Annotated in this window: 7 protein-coding genes; 5 read left to right on the top strand and 2 right to left on the bottom strand. The window is 67.0% G+C overall.

Features of this window, described 5'->3' with window-relative positions:
* Window position 1 precedes the first annotated feature (1 nt).
* Together ACSLGO_RS10185 and ACSLGO_RS10180 are read right to left on the bottom strand one after the other, a co-directional pair.
* A complete protein-coding gene (locus ACSLGO_RS10185) occupies window positions 2-277 on the bottom strand; it encodes an acyl-CoA carboxylase subunit epsilon (RefSeq protein ID WP_436401039.1) in 276 nt (91 codons plus the stop codon).
* Window positions 274-1,869, bottom strand: coding sequence for an acyl-CoA carboxylase subunit beta (locus ACSLGO_RS10180; protein ID WP_091606494.1), 1,596 nt, complete (start codon window positions 1,867-1,869; stop codon window positions 274-276). The genes ACSLGO_RS10185 and ACSLGO_RS10180 overlap by 4 nt, the downstream gene beginning before the upstream one ends.
* A gap of 299 nt (window positions 1,870-2,168) precedes the next feature.
* On the opposite strand from ACSLGO_RS10180, the gene ACSLGO_RS10175 reads away from it, so the two are divergent.
* The 5 genes from ACSLGO_RS10175 to ACSLGO_RS10155 all read left to right on the top strand — a co-directional run bounded on the left by ACSLGO_RS10175 (window position 2,169) and on the right by ACSLGO_RS10155 (window position 12,035).
* Entirely contained in the window at window positions 2,169-3,020 is an 852-nt protein-coding gene (locus ACSLGO_RS10175) for an SDR family oxidoreductase (RefSeq protein WP_152275175.1), read from the top strand.
* Between the two features lie 60 nt (window positions 3,021-3,080).
* Entirely contained in the window at window positions 3,081-3,968 is an 888-nt protein-coding gene (locus ACSLGO_RS10170; protein WP_419242286.1) for a biotin--[acetyl-CoA-carboxylase] ligase, read from the top strand.
* A 31-nt stretch (window positions 3,969-3,999) separates the two neighbouring features.
* Window positions 4,000-4,563, top strand: coding sequence for a PH domain-containing protein (locus tag ACSLGO_RS10165; protein WP_263128640.1), 564 nt, complete (start codon window positions 4,000-4,002; stop codon window positions 4,561-4,563).
* Window positions 4,556-5,698, top strand: coding sequence for an adenylate/guanylate cyclase domain-containing protein (locus ACSLGO_RS10160; RefSeq protein WP_091606482.1), 1,143 nt, complete (start codon window positions 4,556-4,558; stop codon window positions 5,696-5,698). Before ACSLGO_RS10165 ends, ACSLGO_RS10160 begins: the two co-directional genes overlap by 8 nt.
* Window positions 5,699-5,930: 232 nt before the next feature.
* Complete coding sequence (locus ACSLGO_RS10155; RefSeq protein WP_436401038.1) at window positions 5,931-12,035, top strand: Ig-like domain-containing protein; 6,105 nt, start codon at window positions 5,931-5,933, stop codon at window positions 12,033-12,035.
* Window positions 12,036-12,049: the final 14 nt, after the last annotated feature.

The raw sequence follows: 12,049 nt of genomic DNA, 5'->3' as shown, positions 1-12,049 counted from the left end.
GTCAGCGGTAGCTGCGCCGCCACGAGCCCGGCCCTGGCGTGGGCTGAAGGCTCAGCGCACGGCGCCGGGTCCACGCCCTGCGGGTGCGCGCGGGGTCCTTCTCCGGGAGTGTTCCAGAGGACAGGTCCGCCTCGGGGGAAGCGGCCCCCAGGCCAATAACGACGGCGGTAAGGGCCGCCAGCTCCTCCTCCGTCGGGTTGCCGCAGACAACCTGCAGGAACGGCTCGGCGGGTACGGCCGGGCCCGCGGCTTCGGAGCCGGAATCAAAGACGCTCACAGCGGAATGTTTCCGTGCTTCTTGTGCGGCAGGGCCGCGCGCTTTTCGCGCAGTGCCCGCAGTCCGCGGATGAGCTGCAGCCGGGTTTCGGACGGTGCAATGACGGCGTCCACGTAGCCGAGTTCAGCGGACTGGTACGGGTTGAGCAGTTCCTCTTCATAGGCGGTGATGTAGTCCTGCCGGACTTCTTCGACGTCGCGTCCTTCGGCAGCGGCGGCGGCGAGCTGGCTGCGGTACAGGATGTTCACCGCTCCCTGGGCTCCCATCACGCCGATCTGGGCGGTGGGCCAGGCCAGGTTCAGGTCCGCGCCGAGCTTCTTGGACCCCATGACGATGTACGCCCCGCCGTACGCCTTGCGGGTGATCACGGTCAGCTTGGGAACTGTGGCCTCGGCGTAGGCGTAGAGCAGCTTGGCGCCGCGGCGGATGATGCCGTTGAATTCCTGGTCCTTGCCGGGCAGGAAGCCGGGCACGTCCACGAAGGTGAGGATGGGGATGTTGAACGCGTCGCAGTTGCGGACAAACCTGGCTGCCTTCTCCGAGGCGGCAATGTCCAGGGTTCCGGCGAACTGCATGGGCTGGTTGGCCACGATGCCAACAGTGTGCCCTTCCAGCCGGCCATAGCCGATGATGACGTTCGGTGCGTAGAGGGCCTGCATCTCCAGGAAATGCCCGTCATCCACCACCTGCTCGATCACGGTGCGCATGTCGTAGGGCTGGTTGGCGGAGTCCGGGATGAGTGCGTCCAGAGCCAGGTCGCCGTCGTTGGTTTCCGGGTCCTGGTCAAACGGGACCAGCGGGGCTTCGGCGAGGTTGTTGCTGGGCAGGAAGTCCAGCAGTTCGCGGACGAAGTCCACGGCGTCTTCCTCATCGGAGGCGAGGTAGGTGGAGGTGCCCGTGGTGGCGTTGTGCTGCCGGGCGCCGCCGAGGGTTTCCATGTCCACGTCCTCACCGGTGACGGTCTTGATGACGTCCGGGCCGGTGATGAACATGTGGGAGGTCTTGTCCACCATCACCACGTAGTCGGTGAGGGCGGGGGAATACGCGGCACCGCCGGCGGAGGGGCCCATGATCAGGGAGATCTGGGGAACGACGCCGGACGCGTGGACATTGTTGCGGAAGATATCGGCGAACATCGCCAGGGAGGCAACACCCTCCTGGATGCGGGCTCCGCCGCCGTCGAGGATGCCGACGACGGGGCAGCCGTTGCGCAGCGCGAATTCCTGGACCTTGACGATTTTCTCACCGTTGACCTGGCTCAGGGAGCCGCCGTAGACGGTGAAGTCCTGGCTGTAGACCGCAACCGTGCGTCCGTCCACGGTGCCGTAGCCGGAGACCAGGCCGTCGCCGAGCGGCTTCTTCTTCTCCATCCCGAACGCGGTGGAGCGGTGGACGGCGAGGGCGTCGAACTCAACAAACGAGCCTTCGTCCAGGAGAAGATCGATGCGCTCGCGGGCTGTGTGCTTGCCGCGGGCGTGCTGCTTGGCAACTGCCGCTTCGCCGGAGGGCACCAGCGCCTGTGCCTGGCGGCGCCGGAAGTCGGCGATTTTCCCGGCGGTCGTCTGCAGATCGATGTCCTGGTCGAGGCTCATTTACTCTCCGGTGCTGGGTCTGGCGGGCGGCAGGTGGATCGCCACCCCGAGGGCCGCACGGCGGTTCAGTAGGTTTCTTACAAGCGTGCGGGCGATTCACCCAGTCTAGTGAGCACCCACACGCGGGCAGGGTGTAGGAAACCTACAATTTGTGTCTGCGTGCCTTGGCCTACCTGAAAGCGCCCGGCGGTTTGGCAGCCGACTGCCGCTGCCGGCGCGCCTCCGGGACTGCGCGTCGACCGGGAGCCGCATGTTACTGGCCAGTAACATTTTCGACGCAGGTGCATTACCCTGTCCGTATGACTTCGAACACAGCATCCTCTTCCCCGCGTTCGCTGGCCGGCCGCACCATCCTCATGTCCGGCGGAAGCCGGGGGATCGGCCTGGCAATTGCCCTCCGCGCCGCTGCCGACGGCGCCAACATTGCGATGCTCGCCAAGACTGCTGAACCGCACCCGAAGCTGGAAGGCACTGTCTACACGGCGGCCGAACAGCTCGAAGCCGCCGGCGGCAAGGCCCTGCCGATCATCGGCGACGTGCGCCGCGACGAGGACGTTGCCGGGGCCGTAGCGGCCACGGCGGAGCATTTCGGCGGCATCGACATCGTGCTGAACAATGCATCCGCGATCGACCTGCGCAACACCGACGACGTCACGATGAAAAGCTATGACCTGATGCAGGACATCAACGCCCGAGGCACGTTCCTCCTGTCCAAGACAGCGCTGCCGGCCCTGCGCGAATCGGACAACGGGCACATCCTTACCCTTTCCCCGCCGCTGAACCTGGACCCCAAGTGGGCCGGAAGCTACCTCGCCTACACAATGGCCAAGTACGGCATGTCGCTGACCACCCTGGGCCTGGCAGAGGAACTCAGGAAGGATGGCATCGGCGTGAACTCGCTGTGGCCGTGCACTTCGATCGACACCGCCGCGATCCGCAACATGCCCGGTGGATCCGAGCTGGCACAGGTTTCCCGCAGCGCGGACATCATGGCAGACGCAGCCCACGCGATCCTCACCCGTCCGGGCCGCGAGGCAACCGGCAACTTCTACACGGATGAAGAGGTGCTCCGGCAGGAAGGCACTACTGACTTCACGAAGTACAGCCTGGGTGCACCCGAAGACAAGCTGATGGCCGATTTCTTCCTCTAACCGTGGGGAGGTCAGCGGGTCCACCGGGGAGCGGGGGAGGCGGCGCGTAAGATCGGGAACATGCACCTGCACTACTCCAGCATGGAGCGCCCGCCCCTGGAACCGGAGCGCCTCCAGGCCAGCCTTGTAGCACCTGCGGGTCCGCTGGCCCGCCTGGACGTCGTCGCCGAAACCGGATCCACCAATACGGACCTGGCGGACTCCGCGCGGCTGGTGCCTTCCGAGTACCCGGACTTGTCCGTGCTGACTGCCGAGCTGCAGACCGCGGGCCGCGGGCGGCTGGGACGTTCCTGGCAGGCGCCGGAACGTTCCTCGCTGTTTGTCAGTGTGCTGCTGCGCCCGGTCAACCCTGCCGGGCGGCCGCTGCCCACCCAGTCCTACGGGTGGTTGTCCCTGCTTGCAGCGCTGTCGCTGACCAAGAGCGTGGCAGCCCGCACCGGCGTCGAGCCCCGCCTCAAATGGCCCAACGATGTCCTGGTTGACGGACGGAAACTCGCCGGGGTCCTGGCCCAGCTCGTTCCGGAAAGCTCCGGCAATCCGCCCGCCGTCGTCGTTGGCACGGGTCTGAACGTCTCACTAACGGACGAGGACCAGCCGGTTCCCACCGCCACGAGCCTGCTGATGGAGTACTCCTCCACCACAGACCGGAACATCCTGCTGCAGGACTACCTGCTGCAGCTGGCCGGGGATTACCGTGCCTTCTGCGCCGTCGACGGCAATGCGCTGGCCGCCTGGCCCGGCGGCGGGAGCCTGCGGGACCTGGTAGCCGCACGCATGACCACCCTCGGCCAGCACGTCCGCGCTGAGCTGCCCGGCGGAGGTGAGCTGACCGGCCGCGCGGTGGACCTGGACGCCCACGGCGGGCTCGTTGTGGTGGACGCGGAGACCGGAAAACGGCAGACCGTCACGGCCGCCGACGTGGTTCACCTGAGGCCCGCGCAGGCATGACCAAACTTCGACTCCCCGGATTCCGGTGCGGATGAGGCTGGAGCCCGGCGAGCAGGTGATCGTATCCGCACGGCCGCACGCGGGTCCGCTGGCCGGTCCTGTGCTCCTTGCCGTGCTGTCCTGCGCTGCTGGCGGTTTCGCTCTCGGTTACCTCGGGCGGGACTCGGTACCCGCGTCACTGGCGGAATGGACGCCGGTGCTGGCTCCCGCCGTCGCCATTCTGGTGCTCTTGATCCTGCTGCGTTTCTGCGTCCCGGCCGTGCTGCGCTGGAACGCTGCACGGTATGTGCTGACCAACCGCAGGATGATCCACCGCCGCGGAGTGCTGAGGCGGCGCGAACACGACCTTCCGCTGGCCTCCATCTACCAGCTGGAAGCCAGGCAGGGGATACTGCAACGCATGCAGCGCGCCGGAACCCTGCGCGTGGATCTGGGCAGGGGGAGGGTCATTGACTATCCGTCGGTTCCGGAAGTGCACCGGTTTAAGTCGATTGTGTTGGCCACCATAGAAGAGCTGCCAATGACCGTAATGTTCGATGGTGTAGATATTGAAGGAAGCGCGGTCTACGACGACGAATGGAGCAGCGATGAGTGAGCAGGGCCAGGACGCACCGGATGGTGCCGCCGAGCCCGAGCCGCTGACACTGTCGATGAACGCAGTCCCCCTGCCGGATAAGCCCGCAATTCCGGGATCTTCCGGTTCGATTGACCGCGAGGATGTCCGGCGGCTCGAAGCGCAGCTGATCGGCGGCCCCCGGACACTCAAGCGGCGCGAGGCCGCCGCAGGGGCAGGCGTGTCCCTGCTCTCCGCCCGCAAGCTCTGGCGCGCCATGGGTTTCCCGAACCTCGACGACGACGCCGTGTTCTTCACGGAGGCGGACAAGGACGCGCTCAGCACCGTGATCGAGCTGGTCCGCGAGGAACGGCTGACCGAGGAAGCCGCGATCTCGATCATGCGGTCCATCGGCCAAATGACGGACCGCATGGTGGTGTGGCAGATCGAAGCGCTGGTCGAGGAAATGGTGGTCCAGCGCGGGATCACGGACGCCGAGGCGCGCAAGCGGCTGGTTGCTGCCCTGCCGGACCTGGTTGAACCGCTGGAAAAGACGCTGGTCTATGCCTGGAAGCGGCAGCTGAATGCTGCCATCCAGCGGCTCGCGCTGCGGGCCGAGGCCGGCCTTGCGAGCCATGAAGGGGAAACGGATGACAATCCGCTGCCGCTGGCACGCGCCGTTGGCTTTGCCGACCTGGTTTCCTACACGAGCCTCTCCCGGCAGATGAATGAGAAAACGCTGGCACAGATGGTGCAGCGTTTCGAGCACAAGTGCTCCGAGATCATCTCGGTAGGCGGCGGCCGGCTGGTGAAGACCATCGGTGACGAAGTCCTGTTCAATGCGGAGACTCCGGAAGCGGGAGCCGAGATTTCGCTGGCCCTGGCCAAGGCGTTCACGGAGGATGAACTGCTGCCCTCCGCCCGCGTAGCCATGGTGTGGGGACGCGTCCTGTCCCGGCTTGGCGACATTTACGGGCCCACCGTGAACCTGGCTTCCCGCCTGACCTCCCTCGCGGAGCCCGGAACGGTCCTGACCGATGCCTCGACGGCGGCGGCGCTGCGCAACAACGAACGGTTCATCCTCATTCCGCATTCCCCGCGCAACGTGCGCGGTTTCGGGGAGATCCACCCGGTGACGCTCGCCCGGGGCACCGGCCCCGGCCTGGTCCTGGACTAGTCCGGCAGGCGGAGTCCGGGTCAGGGATCCACGCGTGCAGCCGGAGCGATCCCCGGAGAACTCCACACCCCTGACTTTTTTGGGCAGGAACCTTAGCAATATGCGACACTAAGTCCGTCTGCCTGCGTTCTGCCGCCCAGCGATTGGACACCGCATCAACAAGGCGCGGAGAACCGGCACGGCTTTTGGGGATCGCAACAGGGGGAACCACGTGTCAGCATTGAGGGGGGCTGTGCCCGCGCGTCTGCGTGCGCACCGCAAAGCCATCTCGGCCGGCGCGGCTGTGGCAGCCGCGGGAGCACTGGTGGCGACGGCCATCCTGTACCCCGGTTTCGCCCGTGCGGACGTGGATCTCAACGACGGCGGCGTCTGGGTCACCAACCAGACCCAGGGCATGGTGGGCCACCTCAACTATCCTTCCCGAATGCTCGACGGCGCGTACGCGGCCAACAGCGACCGCTTCAACGTGACGCAGCACGAGAGCACCGTTTTCCACTCCAACACGGACCAGTCCAAGATCTCCCCGGTGGACGTGGCCAACGTGGCCCGCGGCACCGAAGTCCAGCTCCCGGCGTCGGCCGTGCTCAGCCAGGGCGGAAACGCCGTCGCCGTGACCGACCCGGCGGCAGGAAACGTGTGGCTGACCAGCACCGGTTCCCTTCCTTTCTTCAGCGACACGGAGCTGGAGCCCGCCGTGCAGAATGCGCCGGGAGCCGCCGCGGACGTTTCGCCCGAGGGCGCGGCCGTGATTGCCGACCCGCGCGGCGGCCGCATCTACAGCTACCAGGTTGCCGCTGACGGAAGCTACGGCGAGCCGTCCGTCACCGAAGCCGAGGAGCTCAAGGGATTCGGCGACGTCCAGGTGGCTGCCGTGGGCAGCAGGCCGGTGGCGTTCGACGCCGAATCGGGAACCCTGGTGTTGCCCGGGGGACGCACCGTGGAGTTTGATGACACCCGCGGTGCGCAGCTGCAGGACTCAGGTCCCGAGGCGGACGTTGTTGCGCTGGCCACCGCCACTGCGCTCATTGAGCAGCCGCTGAACGGTTCCGAGGCAACGGTCACCGAAATCGAGGGGTCCGGGACACCTGCTCCGCCGGTGATGGTGGACGGCTGCGTCCACGCTGCCTGGGCCGGCGCCGGAACCTACGTGCGCAACTGCGAGCAGGAAGCGGACAACCTCCGCGAGGAGATCCCCGGAATCGGCGCTTCCTCGGACCTGGTGTTCCGGGTCAACCGCTCCGTTGTGGTCCTCAATGACGTCAACGGCGGCAACGTGTGGCTGGTCCTCGAAAACATGCAGCTGGTGGACAACTGGGGAGACGTGATCCCGCCCAAGCAGGATTCCAGCGACGACGAAGAGGAATCCGCCAGCGAGAACCCGGTGAACACCCTCCCGGACCGTACCGGGGAGAACCGGCCGCCGGTCGCCTCCGATGACCGCTTCGGCGTGCGGGCGGGCCGGACCACCATCCTGAACGTCCTGGACAATGACACCGATCCTGACGGGGACCTGCTGACCGTCAGGCTGACGGGTGAACAGCCCGCCGCCGGCGTGGTCCAGGAAATCTACAACGGCGCCGGCCTGCAGATTGTGGTGCCAGCCGACGCCTCCGGGACGAGCACGTTCACATACGAAGTCAGCGACGGACGGGGCGGCACTGCCTCGGCCACGGCTACCGTGCAGGTCCGCGGCGCGGGGGAGAACGCTCCGCCCGAGCCCAGGCGCTCCACCCGGATCCTGGTGGAGCAGGGCAAATCCGTCAGCCAGAACATCCTGAATGACTGGATGGACCCGGACGGGGATGACCTGGTGCTGCTCGCCGCGGAACCAACCGCCGACGGCGACCAGGTGCGCACCCGCTCCGACGGCCTGCTGACCTTCCGGGACATTGGCAAGACGCAGGGCGTCAAGGACGTTGCCGTCACCATTTCGGACGGTACTGAAACAGCCACCGGAACCATCACTTTCGACGTCCGCCCCGCCGGTGTGCTTCCGCCGGTGACGAACTTCGACCACTTCACGGCAACCGTCGGAGAGGCCGTCACCCTGTACCCGCTGCAGAATGACCTGGATCCTGCCGGCGGCCAGCTCAGCCTTGCCCGGGTGGAACAGGAGCAGGAAGACGGCTCCGCACTGGTGCCGAACTATGAGACGGGCGCAGTTTCCTTCACGCCCGCGGCGGCGTCGACCTATTACCTGGAGTACCTGGTGACCAACGGCCCGCAGAGTGCTGCCGGCCTGATCCGCGTGGATGCCCAGGAATCCGGCAGGCAGGGCGCGCCCGTGGCCGTCCGCGACGTTGCGCTGCTGCCCCGGGGCGGAAGCGTGCTCGTTGACGTTCTGGGCAATGACACGGATCCCACTGGCGGGGTGCTGGTAGTCCAGTCCGTCAGCACCGGGGCCAGTTCACCGCTGGACGTAGAGGTGCTGGACCACAACATCCTGCAGATCCATGATGTGCGCGGCATGCAGGAGCAGGGTGTCATCCGCTACACGGTGTCCAACGGTTCGGCCAGCGCCAGCGGCGAGGTGAGCGTGCTTCCGGTGGAGCCGCCGGAAACGCTGCTCCCGCCCGCCGCGTCCGCTGACACCGCCACCGTCCGTGTGGGTGACGTGGTGGATATCCCTGTCCTTGAAAACGACACTTCGCCCACCGGTGATGAGCTCACCCTCAACCCGGTACTTCCGCAGGACGTGGACCCCGCAGACGGCCAGCTGTTTGTCTCCGAAAACATCCTGCGCTTCGTTGCCGGTGACACGGCCAAGACCGTTTACGCGATCTATGAGGTGCGCGACTCCAGCGGCCAGAGCGACTCGGCCCAGGTGCGCATCAACATCCTGCCGCGGGATGACGAGAAGAACACCCCGCCGGTTCCCCGCAACCTGGAGGGCCGGGCGATTGCCGGGACCACCGTGCGGATACCGGTGCCGCTCAACGGGCTCGACGCCGACGGCGACTCGGTCTACCTGGACGGCATCGCGGCAGCCCCGGCACTCGGTGCCGCAGTTCCGGGCCCCGACTACATCGACTACACCGCCTCCGCATCCGGCCGCGGAACCGATTCGTTTACCTACACCGTGCGGGACCGCCTGGGCCTGGTGAACTCCGGAACCGTGCGGGTGGGAATTGCGCCGGCGGCGGAAGCCAATCAGAAGCCGGTGGCGGTGAACGACGCCGTTACCGTGCGTCCGGGACGCGAGGTGGCCGTTCCGGTCCTCGCCAACGACTCAGACCCCGACGGCGATCCGATCTCGCTGGACCCTGACGGCGTGAGCGCCCAGGAACCGTCCATGGACGCCCGCGCCGACGGGCCCCGGGTCCGCTTTACCGTGCCGGATGAACCCGGAACCTACAACGTCCGCTACGCCGTAAAGGACAACCGCGGTGGATCCGCGAACGGCAATGTTGCCGTTGTCTCGGACCCCAACGCTGAACTGCTGGCCCCGATCGCCCGCGATGACCGGGTGGAGGTCGCCGAGATCCGGGGCCGCACCGCGGTTGATGTGGCGGTGCTTGAGAATGACGAGGACCCCGACGGCGTTGCCGAGGACCTTGAAGTGTCAGTGGACCCGCTCCGCACCACCGCCTCGGTGGTTGCGGACAAAGTACGGGTGCAGCTGACGGAAGAAGCGCAGGCCATCCCCTACACGGTGCAGGACATGGACGGCGGCACGGCAACGGCGGTGGTTTGGGTACCGGGCCTGAGCGCGCAGTATCCGACCCTGCGCAGCTCCGCGGTCCAGGAGGTGCAGGCGGGGGACACCCTTGACCTCGAACTGGGTGACCTGGTTGAGGTGCGTGAGGGCAGGACGCCCCGCATTACCGAGACCGCCAAGGTCAGCGCTATTGGCTCCTCCAACCGGGACACGTGGGTGGCGGACGAGGACACGCTCGCCTACACGGCGGACGAGGATTACGCCGGGCTGGGGGCGATGACCTTCGAGGTGACGGACGGCTCCGGTCCGGACGATCCGGAGGGCCTCAAGGCCACGCTCACCGTCCTGATCAACGTGATTCCGCTGCCGGAGCAGAACCTCCCGCCGGTGATGAACCCCGGGTCGCTGGAAGCGGCCAAGGGCGAGGACTCGGTGCGGCTGGACCTGGCACCGCTCGCGTCAGACCCTAACCCGGAGGACGCCGACCGCCTCGAGTTCGCCCTGGCCGGTCCGGTTCCGGAAGGTTTCGAAGCGAGCCTTTCGGGCACCATCCTGGAGGTCGCCGCTGCCGACAGTGCCGCCGTCGGGACAGTGGGCCAGCTTGCCGTGACCGTTACGGACGGACGCAGCGACCCGGTACCCGGACGCGTTGACCTGACGGTGCTCGCCTCCACCCGTCCGCTGCCGGTTGCCGCGGATGATTCAGTGGACGACGCCGTGCAGGGCAAGCCAGTCACGGTGGATGTCCTGGCCAATGACGACAATCCCTTCCCGGAAACGCCGCTGCGGATCCTGGAGGCGACAGCAGACGGCAACGGCACAGCGCAGATCAGCGGCGACTCGATCGTGGTTACTCCCAACCCGGACTTCGTGGGAAGCATGAGCGTGCAGTACCGGGTGGAAGACAAGACCCGGCAGGCAGACCGGCAGGCTTCCGCGCAGATCCGGCTTTCAGTGCAGGGACGGCCTGACTCGCCGTCCACGCCGGTAGTGGAGAGCACTCGCAGCCGCACCGTTGTCCTTTCCTGGGACCCGCCGGCATCGAACGGTTCACCCATCACCGGATACACGGTCACCGGGAGCAGCGGTTTCAGCCAGGACTGCCCGGCCACCACCTGCACGCTGGCCGGGCTGACGAACAACGTTGAGTACACCTTTGCCGTAACGGCAACAAACGCCAACGGCACCTCGGACCCGTCCCCGCAGTCGGCGGCCGCCCGGCCGGATACCCAGCCCGCCCAACCGGCTCCTCCGGTCCTGGCGTTCGGTGACCGGCAGCTGGACATCTCCTGGAGCGCACCGGCAAACGACGGCTCTCCCATCGAGAGCTACGACCTGCAGATCTCTCCGGCTCCGCCCGGGGGCACCGCCCAGAAAACCGTTCCTGCATCCATGACCCGCACCACGTGGACGGGCCTGGCCAACGGCACCAGCTACCGCGTGCGGGTCCAGGCACGCAACGCGGCCCCCGAGCCGTCAGGGTTCAGCGAATACTCTTCCCCTGAGGTTCCCGCCGGTGTGCCATCCGCTCCCGGAACACCCACCACGGCCAAGGCCAATTCGGTGGGCGTGCAGAGCCAGCTCACCGTTGACTGGGCCGATTCTGATCCGAATGGAGCAGACGTTACCGCCTATGAGCTGCGGGAGTACCGCGGCTCAACCCTGGTGCGGACCCTGGAGGCCGGCGCTGCGTCCAATATGACGGTCCGGGTGGACAACTCCGAGCAGAACTATTCGTACTCCGCCCGCGCCTACAACAAGGCGGGCTGGAGCGAGTGGGGCCCAACCTCCGCGCCGCGCCGCGCCGTCGGAGCTCCGGATGCGCCTGCGGCGCCCGTACTGGCAGCTTCGCGCACCGGAGCCGAAGGGCGGGCCGTCACCATCACCTTCACTCCGCTGGCCCAGGGCGCACGCAACGGCGCGCGGGCGGAGGAAATCAGCTACCGGGCAAGCTTCAGCGACGGCCGTTCCATGATGGTGAGCAGCGGCCAGGAAATCACAGGCTTCAGCAACGGTGCCACGATCACCGCGAGGCTGACCGCCGTCGTGAATTCCGACGGCTCCTCCTACGACAGCGCCGCCTCCGCTGCGTCCGCCGGCGTGAAGGTCTTCGGCAGCCCTGGAACGCCGTCGGCGTCGGGCTCCGACGGCGGGCAGGGAAGCCGCACTGCCAGGCTGTCCTGGGCCCCGCCCAACCAGAACGCGCACGACGTCGCGCAGGTCCAGATCTCGGTCAACGGCGGCGGGTGGGAGAACGTTGGCGTCTCCGGCAGCCGCGATGTCGGTGACGGGTACAACCAGACGGTGAGCATCCGGGTGCGGGTACTGAACTCGCAGGGGACCGCCGGCGGAATCGCGGAAGCCTCCGCGCGCACCGGCAGCGAGCCGCCGCCTGCCACCTGGACCCTGACTGTGGGCAACCAGCTCTCCAGCGGGGACCGGCGCACCTGCATGGACCCTGTCAACGGCACCAACTACACCAGTGACGGACGCTGCCTCAACAACCACTGGGCCTACATCGGAGACAGCATCGAGACCCGCTGCTACATCGTCCGCCGCAGCGGGGAGATCTGGTACCGCCAGCTCTCCGGACCCAATGCGTCCAACAACGGCCTGCACATCAAGGGCATCCACACCAACTTTGGCTACAATCCGCCCGGCGGGATGGGCCAGTGCTAAACCCGCTTACGAAC

This window comes from Arthrobacter sp. IK3, from assembly GCF_051337705.1.
Classification (GTDB): domain Bacteria; phylum Actinomycetota; class Actinomycetes; order Actinomycetales; family Micrococcaceae; genus Arthrobacter_B; species Arthrobacter_B koreensis.
This window is presented reverse-complemented; position numbering and strand designations above follow the sequence as displayed.